Origin of the sequence: Streptomyces parvus, from assembly GCF_032121415.1 — a bacterium.
Lineage (GTDB): Bacteria > Actinomycetota > Actinomycetes > Streptomycetales > Streptomycetaceae > Streptomyces > Streptomyces globisporus_A.
The window spans coordinates 332,873-349,572 of sequence record NZ_CP135079.1; the positions used below are offsets into that span (position 1 = coordinate 332,873).

Annotated in this window: 17 protein-coding genes; 10 read left to right on the forward strand and 7 right to left on the reverse strand. The window is 70.7% G+C overall.

Annotation, left to right across the window (positions count from 1 at the left end; genetic code table 11):
* Window positions 1-10 precede the first annotated feature (10 nt).
* Window positions 11-736, reverse strand: coding sequence for a ribonuclease H family protein (locus RNL97_RS02410; RefSeq protein WP_243313128.1), 726 nt, complete (start codon window positions 734-736; stop codon window positions 11-13).
* A 63-nt stretch (window positions 737-799) separates the two neighbouring features.
* Entirely contained in the window at window positions 800-1,594 is a 795-nt protein-coding gene (locus tag RNL97_RS02415; RefSeq protein ID WP_313750305.1) for an SDR family NAD(P)-dependent oxidoreductase, read from the reverse strand.
* A gap of 190 nt (window positions 1,595-1,784) precedes the next feature.
* On the opposite strand from RNL97_RS02415, the gene RNL97_RS02420 reads away from it, so the two are divergent.
* Window positions 1,785-3,683, forward strand: a complete 1,899-nt coding sequence (locus tag RNL97_RS02420; RefSeq protein WP_030587198.1) for an ABC transporter ATP-binding protein — start codon at window positions 1,785-1,787, stop codon at window positions 3,681-3,683.
* 87 nt (window positions 3,684-3,770) lie between these two features.
* On the opposite strand, the gene RNL97_RS02425 is transcribed toward RNL97_RS02420, so the two are convergent.
* On the reverse strand, window positions 3,771-4,037 hold the full coding sequence (locus tag RNL97_RS02425) for a hypothetical protein (protein WP_030587200.1): 267 nt from the start codon (window positions 4,035-4,037) through the stop codon (window positions 3,771-3,773).
* 153 nt (window positions 4,038-4,190) lie between these two features.
* On the opposite strand from RNL97_RS02425, the gene RNL97_RS02430 reads away from it, so the two are divergent.
* From RNL97_RS02430 to RNL97_RS02440, 3 genes are all read left to right on the forward strand, one after another.
* A complete protein-coding gene (locus tag RNL97_RS02430; protein ID WP_030587203.1) occupies window positions 4,191-4,844 on the forward strand; it encodes a class I SAM-dependent methyltransferase in 654 nt (217 codons plus the stop codon).
* Between the two features lie 318 nt (window positions 4,845-5,162).
* Window positions 5,163-5,759, forward strand: a complete 597-nt coding sequence (locus RNL97_RS02435) for a carbonic anhydrase (protein WP_030587206.1) — start codon at window positions 5,163-5,165, stop codon at window positions 5,757-5,759.
* A gap of 72 nt (window positions 5,760-5,831) precedes the next feature.
* Window positions 5,832-7,301: a SulP family inorganic anion transporter gene (locus RNL97_RS02440; protein ID WP_030587209.1), complete on the forward strand. Its 1,470-nt coding sequence runs from the start codon at window positions 5,832-5,834 to the stop codon at window positions 7,299-7,301.
* A gap of 243 nt (window positions 7,302-7,544) precedes the next feature.
* On the opposite strand, the gene RNL97_RS02445 is transcribed toward RNL97_RS02440, so the two are convergent.
* A complete protein-coding gene (locus RNL97_RS02445; RefSeq protein ID WP_030587212.1) occupies window positions 7,545-8,105 on the reverse strand; it encodes a TetR/AcrR family transcriptional regulator in 561 nt (186 codons plus the stop codon).
* A gap of 114 nt (window positions 8,106-8,219) precedes the next feature.
* Between RNL97_RS02445 and RNL97_RS02450 the strand changes: the two genes are divergently transcribed.
* The 6 genes from RNL97_RS02450 (at window position 8,220) to RNL97_RS02475 (ending at window position 14,891) form a co-directional block, all read left to right on the forward strand.
* Complete coding sequence (locus tag RNL97_RS02450; RefSeq protein ID WP_243313130.1) at window positions 8,220-8,912, forward strand: SDR family oxidoreductase; 693 nt, start codon at window positions 8,220-8,222, stop codon at window positions 8,910-8,912.
* A gap of 153 nt (window positions 8,913-9,065) precedes the next feature.
* Window positions 9,066-10,070 (forward strand): NADP-dependent oxidoreductase, encoded by a 1,005-nt coding sequence (locus tag RNL97_RS02455; protein WP_243313132.1) that lies wholly within the window; start codon window positions 9,066-9,068, stop codon window positions 10,068-10,070.
* Window positions 10,071-10,295: 225 nt separating this feature from the next.
* Window positions 10,296-10,574 (forward strand): hypothetical protein, encoded by a 279-nt coding sequence (locus RNL97_RS02460; protein ID WP_030587221.1) that lies wholly within the window; start codon window positions 10,296-10,298, stop codon window positions 10,572-10,574.
* The gene (locus RNL97_RS02465; protein ID WP_243313133.1) at window positions 10,567-11,619 is read left to right on the forward strand and encodes a polyprenyl synthetase family protein; all 1,053 of its coding nucleotides are present in this window, start codon (window positions 10,567-10,569) and stop codon (window positions 11,617-11,619) included. Before RNL97_RS02460 ends, RNL97_RS02465 begins: the two co-directional genes overlap by 8 nt.
* Window positions 11,620-11,655: 36 nt before the next feature.
* Window positions 11,656-12,819: an oxygenase MpaB family protein gene (locus RNL97_RS02470; protein ID WP_243313136.1), complete on the forward strand. Its 1,164-nt coding sequence runs from the start codon at window positions 11,656-11,658 to the stop codon at window positions 12,817-12,819.
* Between the two features lie 203 nt (window positions 12,820-13,022).
* Window positions 13,023-14,891 carry a glycoside hydrolase family 18 chitinase gene (locus tag RNL97_RS02475; RefSeq protein ID WP_243313138.1) on the forward strand — a complete coding sequence of 623 codons (1,869 nt, stop codon included), beginning with the start codon at window positions 13,023-13,025 and terminating at the stop codon, window positions 14,889-14,891.
* Window positions 14,892-15,101: 210 nt separating this feature from the next.
* On the opposite strand, the gene RNL97_RS02480 is transcribed toward RNL97_RS02475, so the two are convergent.
* The 3 genes from RNL97_RS02480 to RNL97_RS02490 form a co-directional block, all read right to left on the reverse strand.
* Window positions 15,102-15,539, reverse strand: coding sequence for a DUF2267 domain-containing protein (locus RNL97_RS02480; RefSeq protein ID WP_030587228.1), 438 nt, complete (start codon window positions 15,537-15,539; stop codon window positions 15,102-15,104).
* A 102-nt stretch (window positions 15,540-15,641) separates the two neighbouring features.
* Window positions 15,642-16,040 carry a DUF2267 domain-containing protein gene (locus RNL97_RS02485; RefSeq protein ID WP_030587230.1) on the reverse strand — a complete coding sequence of 133 codons (399 nt, stop codon included), beginning with the start codon at window positions 16,038-16,040 and terminating at the stop codon, window positions 15,642-15,644.
* A gap of 98 nt (window positions 16,041-16,138) precedes the next feature.
* Window positions 16,139-16,570 (reverse strand): Hsp20/alpha crystallin family protein, encoded by a 432-nt coding sequence (locus RNL97_RS02490; RefSeq protein ID WP_030587232.1) that lies wholly within the window; start codon window positions 16,568-16,570, stop codon window positions 16,139-16,141.
* Window positions 16,571-16,700: the final 130 nt, after the last annotated feature.

Genomic DNA, 16,700 nt, shown 5'->3' on the forward strand with positions numbered 1-16,700 from the left:
CCCCTCCTCGTCAGGCGGGAGCCGTACGGCACTCCGGGTGACCCCAGCCGTTCGGGTTCTTCGCGATCGGCTCCTGGGCCGCGTACGGCTTGCCGCAGTGGCACCGGCCCGCGAAGCGCGCCTTGATCGTGCCGGTGGACCGCCCACTCCGGGACGCGCCCCCGGCGCTCCTCCCCTTCGCGCCGCGCGAGCCGCCGCTCGACGCCCCGGCCGCTTCCGCACGGCCCTTCGTGGACCGCGCGGGCGCGGGCACCGGCAGGGCCGTCGCACCGTGCGCCGTACCGGCCGGAAGCTGGGTGACCGCGACCTCGCTGGCCGCCTGGTCGGCGATCGCGTTGAGCGGGTCGCCGTCCACCTGGTGGGCGGGAACGTAGCGGAACGCCACCGAGCGGTCGGTGAGCAGGGCGTCGATCCGCGTGACCAGCTCGCGGTTGGCGACGGGCTTGCCGCCGGAGGTCTTCCAGCCGTTGCGCTTCCAGCCCGGCAGCCACTTGGTCACCGCGTTCATGGCGTACTGCGAGTCCATCCGCACCTCGACGGGTACCGCCGGGTCGGTGGACTCCAGCAGCTGCGCCAGGGCCGTCAGCTCGGCGACGTTGTTGGTCGCGGTGCCCAGCGGACCGGCTTCCCAGCGCACGGGTTCGCCCTGCGCGTCGGCGACGACCCACGCCCAGGCGGCCGGCCCGGGATTCCCCTTCGACGCCCCGTCACACGCGGCGATGATGCTCTCGTTCATCCCTCGATCATGCCAGCCCCGCATGACCGCTCCGACCGGCCGAGGTGCGCCCGGCCACCCCGGTCAGGGCAGGATCGAGTCCACGTAGCCGCCGTCGACCCGGACCGCCGCCCCGGTCGTCGCCGAGGCCTGCGCGGAGCTGAGGTAGACGACCAGGTTCGCGATCTCCTCGGGCTCGATGAGCCTCTGGAGCAGGGACTGCGGCCGGTGCAGCCGCCTGAACTCCCGCTGCGCCTCGTCCCAGGGCAGCTCCTTGTCGACCAGCTCGTACACGAAGTCCTCCACGCCGCCGGTGTGCGTGGGTCCGGCGATCACGGAGTTCACCGTCACGCCGGTGCCCGCGGCCTCCTTGGCGAAGCCCCGGGAGACGGCGAGCAGCGCGGTCTTCGACATGCCGTAGTGGATCATCTCGGCGGGGATCACGATCGCGGAGTCGCTGGCGATGTTCAGCACCCGGCCCCAGCCCTGCCCGGTCATCCCGGGAAGGTAGTGGCGGACGAGGCGCACGGCGCTGAGCACGTTCGTGTCGAAGTAGGTCTTCCACTCCGCGTCCGTGATCTCCAGCGGTGGCCGGGATCCGAAGATGCCGAGGTTGTTGACGAGGACGTCGGCCGCGGGCACGGCCGCGTACAGCAGCTCGGCTCCCTCCTCGGTGGTCAGGTCGCAGGCCACGGTGGCCACGGAGGCGCCCGGCACCGCGGCACGCACCGACCGCGCCGCCTCGTCCAGCCGCCCCTGGGTCCGCCCGGTGAGGACGACCCCGGCGCCCGCCCCGGCCAGCCCGGTGGCGATGGCGAGGCCGATGCCCTGCGAGGACCCGGTCACCACCGCGTTCCTGCCCGTCAGATCGATACGCACGCCGCTTCTCCTCATCCGCTCGTCGAGGCCGTCCCCGCCAGGCTCGCACCCGCGCTCCCGGCACGCCCATCGGCCTTGACCTCAAGCAATCTTCAGGTTTTAGCGTTCTCAGTGACCCCGGGGCCGCACGGCCCACGGGGATCCGCAGGCCGTCGGGCGATCCGGGGGCCATCGATTTCGGAGCGCCCCCATGGACATGGAAGTCACGGCGTGGCATTCGCTGCACAGCGCGATGAACGCCCAGCAGGACCGCCGGCCCTTCTCCCGGGCGTCCTTGCGCCGCATCATGCTCTTCGCCGGGCCCCACCGACGCCGGATCCACCGCTTCCTGCTGCTGAGCGTCCTGACCGCACTGCTCGCGGTGGCCACTCCGCTGCTGGCCGGGAAGGTCGTCGACGCGATCGTGAACGGTGAGGACACCGGCACGGTCACCCGGCTCGCCCTGCTCATCGCGCTCATCGCCGTCGTCGAGGCCGGTCTCGGCCTGCTCACCCGCTGGCTGTCGGCGACGCTGGGCGAGGGCCTGATCCTGGACCTGCGCACCGCCGTCTTCGACCATGTGCAGAAGATGCCGGTGGCCTTCTTCACCCGGACCCGGACCGGCGCCCTGGTCAGCCGGCTCAACAACGACGTGATCGGCGCGCAGCGGGCGTTCAGCAACACGCTCTCCGGCGTCGTCTCCAACCTCGTCACCCTGCTGTTGACGCTCGCGGTGATGCTCACGATCTCCTGGCAGATCACCCTCCTCTCGCTGGTGCTGCTCCCGGTGTTCGTCGTACCGGCCCGCCGGATGGGAGCCCGGATGGCCGGACTCCAGCGGGAGGCGGCCGACCACAACGCCGCGATGGGCACCCAGATGACCGAACGGTTCTCCGCCCCCGGCGCGACCCTCGTCAAGCTCTTCGGCCGCCCCTCGGACGAGTCGGCCGAGTTCGCCGCCCGCGCCGACCGGGTGCGGGACATCGGCGTCCGTACGGCGATGGTCCAGTCGGCGTTCATCACCGCCCTCACGCTCGTCTCCGCCCTGGCGCTTGCCCTGGTCTACGGCCTCGGCGGCTTCTACGCCCTGCGCGGCAGCCTGGAGCCGGGGGCCGTGGTGGCGCTCGCGCTGCTGCTGACCCGGCTCTACGCGCCGCTCACCGCCCTCGCCGGGGCCCGGGTCGAGGTGATGAGCGCGCTCGTCAGCTTCGAGCGGGTCTTCGAGATCCTGGACCTGAAGCCGCTGATCGAGCAGAAACCGGATGCCCGCCGGGTGCCCGCCGGCCCGGTCTCCGTGGAGTTCGACGAGGTGTCCTTCGGCTACCCCACCGCCGAGAAGGTCTCCCTGGCCTCGCTGGAGGAGGTCGCCACGCTCGACGACCGGGGCGGCACGCCGGTCCTGCACCAGGTCTCCTTCCGGGCCGAACCGGGCCAGACGATCGCCCTGGTGGGCTCCTCGGGCGCGGGCAAGTCGACGATCGCGCAATTGCTGCCCCGGCTGTACGACGCGGACGCCGGTTCCGTACGGCTGAACGGTGTCGACGTACGCGACCTGAGCGCCGACTCGATCCGGGACACCCTCGGCATGGTCACCCAGGACGGGCATCTCTTCCACGAGTCGGTGCGGGCCAACCTGCTGATCGCCCGGCCCGGCGCCTCCGAGGACGAGATCTGGGACGCCCTGCGCCGCTCCCGGCTGGACGGCCTGATCGCCTCGCTGCCCGACGGGCTCGACACCGTGGTCGGCGAGCGCGGCTACCGGCTCTCCGGCGGGGAGCGCCAACGCCTCACCATCGCCCGGCTGCTGCTGGCCCGTCAGCGGGTCGTGATCCTCGACGAGGCGACCGCGCACCTCGACTCCACTTCGGAGGCGGCCGTCCAGGAGGCGCTGGCCGAGGCGCTGTCGGGCCGCACCGCACTGGTGATCGCCCACCGGCTCTCGACCGTACGGGCGGCCGACCGGATCCTGGTGCTGGAGGCGGGCCGGGTCGTCGAGAGCGGCACGCACACGGAACTGCTGGCCGCCGGCGGACGGTACGAGGAGCTGTACCGCACCCAGTTCGAGCGCCCGTCCTCGGACGGGGAGCGACCGGCCCAGCCGGTCGGCTGAGCCGGGGCCCGGGGCCGGGCCCGCGCTCGCCCCCGTACCCACGCTCGTACCGACGCCCTCCGGCCGGACCCCACCGGCCGGAGGGTGTCAGCGCGTGCCGATGCGGGCGAAGGAAGGCCGCTCGGCGGTCCGCAGCCTCCGCAGGGCGTGGCCGCCGCACCGGCGCCATTCCTTCGGCGACACCCGCGGGCGGTGCCCGTTGGTGACGAGGGCGTTCACCGAGGTCATCGGGTCCGCCGCCATGGTCTTGGCCAGCAGCACGCCGACCACCAGCGGGAGCAGCGTGACGGCCAGGGCGGAGCCGGCGGTGGTGACGTGCTCTATACGGGGGCGGCGCGGCGCTTCGGAGGTCATACGGCCATCGAACAGCGGCCCGGGAACCCGAGCATCGGGGAAGGTACTCAGGAGCGGAGGACCGGCATACTCAGGTGCTCGCCGGGGGACGCTCACAGCGGCCGGGCACATGTGGCTCCCGGCCGGCCGCCGGACCACGGAAGGACCGCCTCGATGGGTGACAGCCAGGGACGTGCGGACGAGGGTCACGGGAGTCCGGCCGCGGCCGTGTTCGACGCGCTGGGCGCGGAGTACGAACGGGCCTTCGCCGCTTCGGCCGCTCACCGGGATTCGCTGGAGCGGCTGCTGGCGGACCTCGCCCCGGGCAGCCGGGTGCTGGACGTGGGCAGCGGTACGGGCCGGCCGGCAGCGAAGACCCTGGCGGAGGCGGGGCACCGGGTGCTGGGCGTCGATGTGTCGCCGGTGATGACCGCGCTCGCGGCCCGGCAGGTTCCGGGTGCCGAGTTCCGGTGCGCCGACATCCGTGATCTCCCACTGGCGAAGGGCGAGTTCGACGCGGTCTGCGTGTACTTCTCGCTGCTGCAGCTGGAGCGCGGCGAGCAGGCCGAGCTGCTGGAGCGGCTCGTGCGGTCGCTGCGGCCCGGCGGACTGCTGGTCGCCGCGACGGTGCCGGTGGACGTCGCGGGGGTCGACTCGGTGTTCATGGGGCAGCCGGTCCGGGTCTCCAGCTTCGCCGCCGAGGAGTTCACCGCCCTGATCGCTCGGGCGGGGGTCGCCGTGGAGTGGACGCACAGCGCGCTGTTCACCCCGGACCACCCGGCGGGCGCACCCGAGCCCCATGTCTTCGTGCACGGCCGGCGCATCTGACGTCTCAGGCATACCTCTTGGAACTCTCCACTCATTGGCTATCACAAAGAACAAGCCGAATGAATGACTTGGGTGGCGCATTTACGTTCCTTCACGAGAAGGTAATGCGATAGCAAAGTTCCGGTCTATATGCTCAGCTGTAGTCGTATCCGTACGGAGTGGCCGGAGCGAGCCTCACGACGGCTGCCCTCCGGCAAACCTCAAGGTGAGGAACCCCTCGCCCCCTCCGAACAGGTATACGGATACAACTAGCGCATTCGTCGATATGACCCGACCACACCGCTCCCCGGCACCGCCGGATGCAGGAGGCAGGCCACCATGCAATCTCTCGTAGAACACGCCCGGACATTCACCGAGCATGTCGCCGCGAACGCAAAGGACTTCGAACGTCTCGCGGACGGCCAGACCCCCGAAGCACTCTTCGTCACGTGCTCGGACTCGCGTGTCGTTCCCTCGCTGATCACCGGCGCCCGCCCGGGTCAGCTCTTCGAACTCCGTACCGCGGGCAATATCGTCCCGCCCTATCCGGGCCAGGACCGGCCCACCGGTGAGGCCGCCACCATCGAGTACGCGCTGCGCATGCTCCAGGTGCGCGACATCATCGTCTGCGGGCACTCCCACTGCGGCGCGGTGGGCGCGATCCTCCGCGGCGACGACCTCTCCGCCATGCCGGCCGTCCGCCACTGGCTGGAGCACTCCACGGACGGCCGTACACCCCCCGCCGACGCCGGGGACCTCCCCGGCGCGGTCCAGGCCCACGCCCTCGCCCAGCTCGACACCCTGCGGGGCTACCCCGCGGTGCGCGAGCGGCTGGCCGAGGGCTCCCTCGGCCTGCACGCCTGGTACTACGAAGTGCACACCGGCTCCGTCAGCGTGCACCGACCCGAGCGCGGCACCGAGTTCGCCCGCCTTTGACGGCTCTCCCTCCCCCCACGTCCCCGCGCTCGGCCCCGGCCGGGCGCGACCGTACCCACAAGGGAAGCCATCGTGATTTCCGCGAAGGACCTCAAGAAACCCCACGTCGTACGCCGTGACCTGCTGGCGTCACTCGTCGTCTTCCTGGTCGCGCTGCCGCTGTGCGTCGGCGTCGCCGTCGCCTCCGGAGTCCCGGCCGAACTGGGCCTGGTCACCGGCATCGTCGGCGGACTCGTCGTCGGCCTCCTCCCCGGAAGCAAACTCCAGGTCAGCGGCCCCGCCGCCGGACTCACCGTCCTCGTCTTCGAAGCCGTCAGGGAATTCGGCCTGAGCACGCTCGGCCCGATCGTGCTGGCGGCCGGACTGCTCCAGGTCGTCCTGGGCGTCGCGCGCTTCGGCCGCTGGTTCCGCGCCATCTCCGTCTCCGTGGTGCAGGGCATGCTCGCCGGCATCGGCCTGATCATCGTGCTGGGCCAGGTGTACGCCATGGCCGACCTCGAACAGCCGGGCAGTGGTCTCGCCAAACTGGCCGGGCTCCCCCAGCTCGCCATCGACATCGTCACCGATCAGGAGGCCCTGACCGCCTTCGGGCTCGGCGCCGGAACGGTCGCAGTGCTGCTGCTGTGGCCGAAGCTGCCGGCCCGGGCCCGGATCGTCCCCGCGCCGCTCGCCGCGGTCGCCCTGGCCACCGCCGTCGCCTCACTGGCGGGGCTGCGGCCCGCGGTGGCCGATGTCAACGGGCTGCTGCACGCCATCGATCTGCCCGGCGGGGCGGAGTTCTCCCGGCTCGCCGATGTGGCGGTCATCGGCACCGTCCTGGCCTTCGCCCTCATCGCCTCGGCCGAGAGCCTGTTCAGCGCGGCGGCCATCGACCGGATGCACGACGGCCCCCGTACCGACTACGACAAGGAACTGGTGGCCCAGGGCGTCGGCAACACCATCTGCGGGGCGCTCGGCGCCCTGCCGATGACCGCGGTCATCGTCCGCAGCGCCGCCAACGTCCAGGCCGGGGCGACCACCGCGCTCTCCCGGGTCGCGCACGGTCTGTGGCTGCTGCTCTTCGCCGCGCTCCTGCCCGCCGCCGTCGGGATGATCCCCCTGGCCGCGCTCGCCGGTGTCCTCGTGCACGCCGGGTGCAAGCTGGTGCCGGCCAAGGAGTTCGGCCCGCTCTGGCGCGAACACCGCGGGGAGGCCGTCCTGTTGGCGGTCACGGCGATCGCCGTCGTGGTGACCAACCTCTTCGAGGGGGTCGTCCTCGGCCTGCTGCTGGCGGTGGTCAAGTCGGCCTGGGAGACCTCGCACGTCCAGCTCACCACCCATGAGCTCACCGGCGGCCGGGTCGTGGTGACCCTCACGGGGAACGCCACCTTCCTCCGACTGCCCCGCATCCTGGAGCAGTTGGAGAAGCTCCCGCAGGACCAGCCCATAGAGCTGGACCTCACCGGACTGCGCCACCTCGACCACGCCTGCCGGGTCGCCCTGGAGAACTGGGCCCGCCGGCACAACAACGCGGAGATCGAACCGGTGACGATCCGCCAGTAACTCCCCGCCGGGGCCTCTCGTTCGGAGCCGAACGAGAGGCCCCGGCAGCGCTTCGTCGCCTCGGGCGATCTCGCCGGGTGGTCGGCCTCTTCGCGGGTGAAACCGGCGGCCGTCGAACAGCTCGCGAGGACCCGGCCCGCCGCCCGGCACACGCTTCCGCAGGGGGCGGCGTACACCTCGTCCGGCCGCAGATGCCTCACCGCCCATGAGCACAGTCCATGTGCGCCCGCACCGCGCCCTCGATCAGCCTGCTTCCGTCAAGGCCGCGCGCGCGGCGTCGAGGATCTCTTCGGAGAGCGGGGAGCCGCTGGTGGCCCGGGACAGGACCAGCGCACCGAACAGGGTGCAGAGGCGGGCAATGCCGTCCTGGCCGTCGGTGGCGAGGAAATCGGCGAAGTCGGCCACCCCCTCGGCGTAGACGCGGCGAGCCTCGTGCCCCCCGCCGTCGCGCGCGATATCGGTGGCGAGCGCCGCGACCGGGCAGCCCTGTGCCGGGGCGTCGCGGTGTTCGACGGAGAGGTAGGTGTCGATCAGCGCCTGCTGGGCGGCCTCGCGCTGCCCTTCGTGCTGCTCCAGCCCGGCGCTGTGGCGCTGGGTGAGCTCGGCGAAGGCGTGGGCGGTGGCCTCGTCGACGAGTGCCTCCTTGGAGGCGAACTGCTTGTAGAAGCCGCCGTGGGTCAGACCGGCCGCCTTCATCAGGTCGGCGACGCTGACCTGCGTGCCCTGCTCCCGGAACAGCCGGGAGGCGGTATCCACCACCCGCCTGCGGTTTTCCTCCGCCTGCGCCTGCGATACGCGGCCCATGGCCACCTCCCGTTCGGATGTCGGCTGGCATCTATCGTAGACCCATGTTTAGATTGCATACATAATCTAATTTGCTGCGGGCGGCCGACGGCGCCCACCAGGACAGGAGCGAGCATGGAACTCAAGAACACGGTCGCGGTCGTCACCGGCGCCAACCGGGGGCTCGGGCGGCATCTCGCAGCCCAGCTCGTCGAGCAGGGCGCGAAGGTCTACGCGGCGGCCCGCCGTCCCGAGACGGTCGACCTGCCGGGCGTCACCCCGCTGCGCCTCGACGTCACGGACCAGGAGTCGATACGGGAGGCCGCCCGCACCGCCTCCGACGCGACGCTGCTGATCAACAACGCCGGCATCTCCACCGGGGCGACGCTGATCGGCGGCGACCTGGACGAGGTACGTCGCGAGATGGAGACGAACTTCTTCGGCCCGCTCGCCGCCACACGGGCCTTCGCCCCCGTCATCGAGGGCAACGGCGGCGGCGCCGTACTCAACGTCCTGTCCGCCCTGTCCTGGTTCCACCCGGCCGGTGTCGGCTCCTACGCGGCTTCCAAGGCCGCCGCCTGGGCGCTGAGCGACGCGACCCGTGAAGAGCTGGCACCGCGCGGGATCGCCGTCTCCGCTCTGCACGTCGGTTACATGGACACCGACATGGCCGCAGACGTACCCGCCGACCAGAAGGTCGCCGCCGCCGACGTCGCGGCCCAGGCCCTGCACGGCATCGCGACCGGCCTGCCCGAGATCCTCGCCGACGAGACCAGCCGGTACGTCAAGCAGAGCCTGTCCGCGGCACCCCAGCAGAACGCGGGCTGACGCCCACCTCGGACGCGGCCACCTCGGCGCTTCTCTGACAGGGACGTCTCATGCGTCACACGGTCGCCTCCGTGGAGGCCGGCCTGACTGGGGGATTCCCGGACCGAACGACGACCCTCGCCCTCACGGACGGGACACGGAACGGAGACGACGATGAAGGCCTTCGTGGTCGAGAAGTACGGCGGCCCAGCCGGGATGCGCGCCGCCGAGCTACCTGACCCCCGGGTGGGCGCCGACGACGTCCTCGTCAAGATCCACGCGGCGGGCGTCAACCCGCTGGACCTCAGGATCCGCAACGGGGACTTCAAGGCGTTCCTGACCTACCGCCTCCCCCTCGTTCTGGGCAACGACCTCGCCGGGACGGTCGTCCGGGCCGGCCCGTCCGTCACCCGCTTCGCGGTGGGCGACGAGGTCTACGCCCGGCCCGGCAAGGACCGTATCGGCACCTTCGCCGAACTCATCGCAGTCCATCAGGACGACCTGGCACCCAAGCCGGCCACGCTCACCATGACCGAGGCCGCCTCCCTCCCCCTGGTCGCGCTGACCGCATGGCAGGCACTGGTCGAGCGGGCCCACGTCCAGCCGGGTCAGAAGGTCCTCATCCACGCGGGCGCGGGCGGCCTCGGCTCCATCGCCGTCCAGCTGGCCAAGGCGCTGGGCGCCCAGGTGGCCACCACCGTGAGTACCGCCAAGGTCGACCTGGCCGAGGACCTCGGCGCGGACGTCGTCGTCGACTACCGCACTCAGGACTTCGAAGAGGTCCTCGACGGCTACGACGTCGTCATCGACAGTCTCGGCGGAGAGAACCTCGCCAAGTCCCTGCGCGTCCTCAAGCCCGGCGGCACGGCCATCAGCGTCGCGGGCCCGCCCGACCCGGCCTTCGCCCGTGAACTAGGGCTGAACCCGTTCCTCCGCCTGGCCATGACCGCCATCGGCTTCACGACCCGGCGCGACGCGAAGCGCCGCGGCGTGACGTACTCGTTCCTGTTCATGAAGGCCAGCGGCGACCAGCTGCGCGAACTCACCCCCCTCATCGACGCCGGGAAGGTGCGTCCCGTCGTCGACCGCGTCTTCCCGTTCGACGAAACCCTCCGGGCCATGGAGTACGTCGAGAAGGGCCGCGCGAAGGCTGGGAAAGTCGTCGTCTCCATGACGTGAGCGCGGGCACAGCCCAGCCGGACGCCGAGGCAGCCGGTACGCGAACGGCTCGGAGCCCGCGTACTCCTCATCCTCCGCCCCCTATCAGCCGCTCCACCTCAATCGCACAGGGGAGCGCCTCGCTCACTCGATCGTGGGTTTGGCATATCGGGTGCCCGGTGCGTAGCGATCCTGTGGACAGGAGGCGCGGCCTGCGCCGTCGTGAGCATGGGGGCGGGGAGCGGTATGACGAGCACATCGGGACAGAGCGAGACTTTCGACGAGCGTGCGGTGCTGGTCGTGGCAGGGGCAGCTGACCTGGCGCTGAGCACGATCGGTTCGGCCCTGGGCGCGGTCCGAGGGCTGCTGCGCCGTTCGGACGCCGCCGAGCTGGCGGCGGAGGCCGAGCATGAGCTGATGGCGCGCGGGCGCCTGGTGCTCGACCGGTACGCAGCCCCGCCCCCTGCCCATCTGGAGATCCTGGCCCGGCAGGCCGTAGCGCGGCGGGCCGCCGAAGATGTCTGACCGGTGGGACGCGGCAGCATTCAAGTCCAGGGTCGACGAGGTACTGCGTCAGTTCGTCGCCCGGGAAGTGGACCTGTTCGCGGAGATCGATCCCTCACTCGCTCCGGTGGCCGCCCAGGTGGAGGCCGCCGTCCAGGACGGCAAGCGGTTGCGGGCCGCGTTCTGCTACTGGGGATGGCGGGCAGTGGGCCAGCCGGACAGCTTCGCGCTGCTGCGGGCGGCCGCGTCCCTGGAGCTGATCCATGCCGCCGCGGTCGTCCATGACGACCTTATTGATGACAGTGCTCTGCGGCACGGCCGTCCCACCGTTCACGTCGCTCTGCGCGGAGCCGTGCGTGGGCGTCCCCGTTCCGCGGCGGCCGCCAGGTCGCTGGCGATGCTGGTCGGGGACCTGCTGATGGGGATGGCCGGGCAGTTGTTCTCCACCAGCGGTCTGCCCGCCGCCTATCTGGGCCGGGCCCGTCCGCTGTGGTCGGTTCTGGGCCGGGAGCTGATCGCGGGCGAGTGCCTGGAGATCCTGCGTACCGGGGGTGAGCCGGACACCGAAGCGTCACTGCAGGTGATCCGGTACAAGACCGCCAAGTACACCGTCGAGCAGCCTCTGTTGATCGGTGGCGCGCTGGCCGGGGCCGGCGGGCGGCTGCGCGAGGGCTACTCCGCCTACGGCCTGCCTCTGGGCGAGGCGTTCCAGCTCAGGGACGACCTGCTCGGGCTGTTCGGAGACCCCGAGCGCACAGGCAAGGCCAACGCGGACGACGTGCGCGGGCAACGGCCCACAGCGTTGCTGGCGGAGACCTGGCGCATCGCCGGTGACGGCGACCGGACCCGACTCCGGACCCTCCTGGGCCGACGCGGCCTGGACGAGGCCGGGCTCCAAGCCGTACGCGAGGTGATGTGCCGGTTGGGAACTCCCGCTCTCATCGAAGACATGATCGCGGCCCGGGTTGAGGAAGCTCTCGGCGCCCTCGGGGGCCTCGACGTTCCGGCGGGCGCGGCCGACGCACTGAGCGCGCTGGCTAGATCGGCCGCCGTCCGCCTTTCCTGACCCTGCTCGCCGCCTCAACGACAAGGAAACTACGCCATGAAGTACACCGAGGCCTCGATGAACGTCCTGCGGCAGGGCGGTGACGAACTGGCCGACGCCACCGTCGCGGCGCTCTTCGAACGCGGAGAGGTGGGCAAGTTCAACACCTTGATGCGCTACGTGTCGACCGCGGGCGCCCCCCTTCCGGACGGGCTGCCCGATGTCGCCCGGGAGTACCTTCAGACCACGAGCGCCCCGCCGGACTGGGTCGACTGGGAGGTGATGGAGAAGGCCCGGCTGTTCTTCATCGACAACAACGTGCATATCTCCACAGCTCTGTCGTTCGCCTCCATGCCGGCCTGCTACGTGGTCCCGCACGTGGCGAGGCTGCTCTCGGCCACCCACGGACTGAAGTATCCCTCCAAACGGATGGCGGAGACCGGCCAGTTCACCGTCTACCTGATGCAACCCGACGCCTTCGAGGCCGGTGGCCGCTTCATCCCCGCCGCCCAGAAGGTCCGTCTCCTGCACGCCTCCATCCGCCATCACCTCCAGCGCGAGAACCGCTGGGACACCAGCGCGCTGGGAACGCCGATCTGTCAGGAAGACATGATCGGCGGGCAGATGTTCTTCTCCCTGCTCGTCCTCGACAGCCTGCACCGCCTCGGCATCCACATGTCCACCGAGGGCGCGGAGGCCTACTACTACGCCTGGCGCGTGGTCGGCGCGATGCTGGGCGTCAGCCAGCAAGCCGTACCCCTTACCCTGGACGACGCCCGCGCCTTCCTGGACCTGTACATGATCCGGCACATGGGGCCCTCCGAGGAGGGCGCGCTACTCACCCGGCAGCTCATCGACCTCTACGAGGAGGTCGTACCCGGGACCCTCTTCGACCCAGTGGTCTCCGCACTCATTCGGCACCTGACCGGCGATACCTGCGCCGACTGGCTCCGAGTGCCCCGCTCCTCGTGGGACACCGCCGTCAAGGCCGTGCCTCATCTCCTCGGTGTCCTGGAGACGATCGAAGACCGCTCCCCCCTGGGGGCCAGAGCCCTGGACCGCCTCGGCCGTCTCACCACCCTCCTCGAACTGTCCTCACTCACCCGCGGACGCGTCATGCACTACGCCATCCCCGAACAGCTCAAGGACGCATACGGCCTCACCTCCGAGTCAACCCGCGCCCGCCGCTGGAATCCGCCCGCCGCCACCTTCTCGAGGTGATGCACGGACCGTTCGGTCCCTCACGTGGGTACTTGGCGGAGTCCCAACTTTTCCTTGGTCCACACCTCTTGACGATTGGTCTAGTCCTTCTTAGGGTCACGGCAACGCTGCGAGGCTGCCGAAGAGAGCTACGTGCTTGTGGCCACGCAGGGTTGGACGGGCCAGGGATTCCCCTGCCCCCTGGAGCCACTCATGGAGCAGCCTTGAGTACAGAAACACGATGGCGCCGTACCAGATCCCCGCAGAGCGCCTCCCCCAGCAAGCGGTCCAAGGCCATCGCGGGAGCCACGGCGCTGCTCGTACCGCTGGCCGCCATGGTGGGCCTCGCGAGCCCGGCGGAGGCAGCGGCCTCGGCCACCGCCGTATACACCAAGGCATCCGACTGGGGCAGCGGCTTCGAGGGCAAGTGGACGGTGAAGAACACCGGCACCACCACGCTCTCCACCTGGACCGTCGAGTGGGACTTCCCGGCGAACACGAAGGTCACCTCCGCCTGGGACGCCACCGTCACCAACTCCGCGAATCACTGGACCGCCAAGAACCTCGGCTGGAACGGCACCCTGGCCCCCGGCGCGTCCGTCTCCTTCGGCTTCAACGGCTCCGGCTCCGGCGCGCCCTCCGGCTGCAAGCTCAACGGCAACCCGTGCGACGGCGGCTCCACCAACCCCGGCGACAACGCCCCCTCCGCTCCGGGCAAACCCACCGCGAGCGACATCACCAACTCCTCGGTGAAGCTGTCCTGGTCGGCCGCCACGGACGACAAGGGCATCAAGAACTACGACGTCAAGCGCGACGGTGCCACGGTCGCAACCGTCACCGGCACCACGTACACCAACACCGGCCTGACCGCGGGCACGGACTACAGCTACTCCGTGGTGGCCCGCGACACCGCCGACCAGACCGGCCCGGCCTCGGCCGCCACGACGGTCCGTACCACCGGTGGCGGTGGCGGCGGCGAGAACCCCGGCGGTGACGGAAAGATCAACCTGGGCTACTTCACCAACTGGGGCTCCTACACGGTGAAGAACCTCGTGACCTCCGGCTCGGCAGCGAAGATCACGCACATCAACTACGCCTTCGGCAACGTGCAGAACGGCAAGTGCACCATCGGTGACGCGTACGAGGACTACGAGAAGTCCTACACCGCCGCCCAGTCGGTCGACGGCAAAGCCGACGCGTGGGACCAGCCGCTGCGGGGCCACTTCAACCAGCTGCGCAAGCTGAAGGCGCAGTACCCGCACATCAAGGTCCTCTGGTCGTTCGGCGGCTGGACCTGGTCCGGCGGCTTCGGCCAGGCCGTGCAGAACCCCGCCGCCTTCGCCCAGTCCTGCTACGACCTGGTCGAGGACCCCCGCTGGGCCGATGTCTTCGACGGCATCGACCTGGACTGGGAGTACCCCAACGCCTGTGGTCTGACCTGTGACACCAGCGGCCCGGCCGCGTTCAAGAACATGATGCAGGCCATGCGGGCCAAGTTCGGCCCGAACAACCTGCTCACCGCCGCCATCACCGCGGACGGCTCCACCGGGGGCAAGCTCGACGCCGCCGACTACGGAGGCGCCGCCCAGTACATCAACTGGTACGACGTGATGACGTACGACTACTTCGGTTCCTGGGCAGCGCAGGGCCCGACGGCCCCGCACTCCCCGCTGACCTCGTACCCCGGCATCCCGGCGCAGGGCTTCAACTCGGCCGACGCCATCGCCAAGCTGAAGGCCAAGGGCGTCCCGGCTTCCAAGCTGCTCCTGGGAATCGGCTTCTACGGCCGCGGCTGGACGGGGGTCACTCAGTCGGCTCCGGGCGGTACCGCCACGGGCCCGGCCGCCGGAGTCGAGCCCGGCAACCAGTACTACAAGGTCCTCAAGACGACGTGCCCGGCCACCGGCACGGTCGGGGGCACGGCGTATGCCCACTGCGGAAACGACTGGTGGAGCTACGACACCCCGGCGACCGTCGGCACCAAGATGGCGTGGGCCAAGAGCCAGGGCCTGGGCGGCGCGTTCTTCTGGGAGTTCAACGGTGACACGGCCAACGGCGAACTCGTGACGGCCATCAACAGCGGCCTCAAGTAGTCCCCGTACGGCCCCGGGCCCGCCCGCCCCGAACCGGAGCGGGCGGGCCCGGCATGCTGCGGCCGGAGCGAGCAGATCCGCCGTCCCGAGGACATCGGCCGGGATCACCGGCTGTGGGTGCTGGGCCCGGCTGAGGACCGCTGAACCTGGAGAGCTTCGCGGCACGGCTTCGCGGGACCCGGGATCCGGGTCCCGCGAAGCCGTGCCCGGTCAGGCCGCCTGGGCGAGGAGTTCCGCGCGGCCGAAGAGGAGCGCGTAGCCGGGCGGCAGGCAGCTGACGACCTCGGCGACGAGATCGTCCCCCACCAGGGCGGCGATCTGGCTGAGGACCACCCCGGCGTCCCACCGGGCGGTCGCCGGCGTGCCTCCGGTGCGCTCGGCGAGTTCGGCGACGAAGGCGGCCCCGGCCAGCTGCTTCACGGCCGGGACTTCCGCGGTGAACACCCGGGCGGCCTCCTCGGGCAGGGCGGTGGCGAGCGCGACGCGTTCGTCGCCGGTGATCTGGCGGCCGAGCGCGCCGAGCACGGCACACAGGCTCTCCTCGGCGCGTTCGCGCGTGGGGTAGGCGCCCTCGTACCGAATTTTCTCCAACAGCAGGCCAAAGGTCGTGTCCATCGGTGCGTCGGCGTTCCGAAGCTCGTGGATCATCGTGGCGGCAGCCCTTCTCGTCCGTACTGCTCGTGTCGATGCGCTGTCCACCCCCGCGGCTCGTCGTCGAGCAGGCGCGGGGGCGGACAGCGGTGGATCAGGTCAGGTGCTCTTCGGATGCCCGCCGAAGAGCAAGTCATACCCGGGCGGCAGTTGAAGCAGGATGCGCCGGGTGAGTTCCTCGCCCGCCGCCTCGGCAGCGACGCTGAGGACGGCTCCCACGTCCCACCGGGCCGTCTGTTCGCCGGCTCCCTCGATCCAGGCCGCGGTGGCACGCACGAACCGTTCCGGGGAGAGAGGCTCGACGGCCTGGAGCGGGTTGAGCAGGATCAGGGCCATGGTCTCCGGGAGCCGGGCGGCCAGTTCGGCCCGTTCCCCGCCCACCAGGTGGGCGCCGAGGAGAGCCAGGACGACGCGCGCGGCGCGTTCGGCCTCCCCGTGCGTCTCGTACTCTCCGCGTTCCTGGACGCGGTCCAGGAACGCTTCCCATCGCAGGGTCACCGCAGCCGCCTCCCAGGGGGGTGCGGGCGGGGGCCGGGCCCGGGGTGAAGAAGGGGAGGTCCGTCCCGGCCCCCGCCGCTGTCGCGGGCCGACCCGGGTCAGCCCTTGATCTGCTTGCGCCGGGACTCCCCGCCGATGGCGATCTTGCGAGGCTTGGCGCGTTCGGCGATCGGGATGCGCAGGGTCAGCACACCCGCGTCGTAGTCGGCGTCGATGCGCTCGGTGTCGAGCGTGTCCGCGAGGACGATCTGGCGGGAGAAGACGCCCAGCGGACGCTCGGAGAGCTCCATCTGCACGTCGTCGGCGTTCACCGCCGGCCGTCGTTCGGCCTTGACGGTCAGCATGTTCCGCTCGACGTCGATGTCGATCGCGTCCGGCGAGACGCCGGGAAGATCGAAGGCCACCACGTACTCGTCGCCCTCCCGATACGCGTCCATCGGCATCGCCGAGGGGCGCGACCAGGTGCCGGGGCGCAGGAGTTGCTCGGTGATCCGGTCGAGTTCACGGAAGGGGTCGGTACGCATCAGCATGACGGAAACACCTCCAGTCGATCAGGCGGACAGCCCGCGCTTTTCACCTGACACCGTTGTAGCATGTCATCCATTCGATGACAACTGACCGTGTCACCGAAAGGATGACCGCATCGTCGAGCACAGCGAG

What these genes read in the sequence shown, in the direction of transcription:
- RNL97_RS02410 (WP_243313128.1), bottom strand. Translation starts at nt 736, where the DNA reads ATGAACGAGAGCATCATCGCCGCGTGTGACGGGGCGTCGAAGGGGAAT.
- RNL97_RS02420 (WP_030587198.1), top strand. Translation starts at nt 1,785, where the DNA reads ATGGACATGGAAGTCACGGCGTGGCATTCGCTGCACAGCGCGATGAAC.
- RNL97_RS02425 (WP_030587200.1), bottom strand. Translation starts at nt 4,037, where the DNA reads ATGACCTCCGAAGCGCCGCGCCGCCCCCGTATAGAGCACGTCACCACC.
- RNL97_RS02430 (WP_030587203.1), top strand. Translation starts at nt 4,191, where the DNA reads ATGGGTGACAGCCAGGGACGTGCGGACGAGGGTCACGGGAGTCCGGCC.
- RNL97_RS02435 (WP_030587206.1), top strand. Translation starts at nt 5,163, where the DNA reads ATGCAATCTCTCGTAGAACACGCCCGGACATTCACCGAGCATGTCGCC.
- RNL97_RS02445 (WP_030587212.1), bottom strand. Translation starts at nt 8,105, where the DNA reads ATGGGCCGCGTATCGCAGGCGCAGGCGGAGGAAAACCGCAGGCGGGTG.
- RNL97_RS02450 (WP_243313130.1), top strand. Translation starts at nt 8,220, where the DNA reads ATGGAACTCAAGAACACGGTCGCGGTCGTCACCGGCGCCAACCGGGGG.
- RNL97_RS02455 (WP_243313132.1), top strand. Translation starts at nt 9,066, where the DNA reads ATGAAGGCCTTCGTGGTCGAGAAGTACGGCGGCCCAGCCGGGATGCGC.
- RNL97_RS02460 (WP_030587221.1), top strand. Translation starts at nt 10,296, where the DNA reads ATGACGAGCACATCGGGACAGAGCGAGACTTTCGACGAGCGTGCGGTG.
- RNL97_RS02465 (WP_243313133.1), top strand. Translation starts at nt 10,567, where the DNA reads ATGTCTGACCGGTGGGACGCGGCAGCATTCAAGTCCAGGGTCGACGAG.
- RNL97_RS02470 (WP_243313136.1), top strand. Translation starts at nt 11,656, where the DNA reads ATGAAGTACACCGAGGCCTCGATGAACGTCCTGCGGCAGGGCGGTGAC.
- RNL97_RS02480 (WP_030587228.1), bottom strand. Translation starts at nt 15,539, where the DNA reads ATGATCCACGAGCTTCGGAACGCCGACGCACCGATGGACACGACCTTT.
- RNL97_RS02490 (WP_030587232.1), bottom strand. Translation starts at nt 16,570, where the DNA reads ATGCTGATGCGTACCGACCCCTTCCGTGAACTCGACCGGATCACCGAG.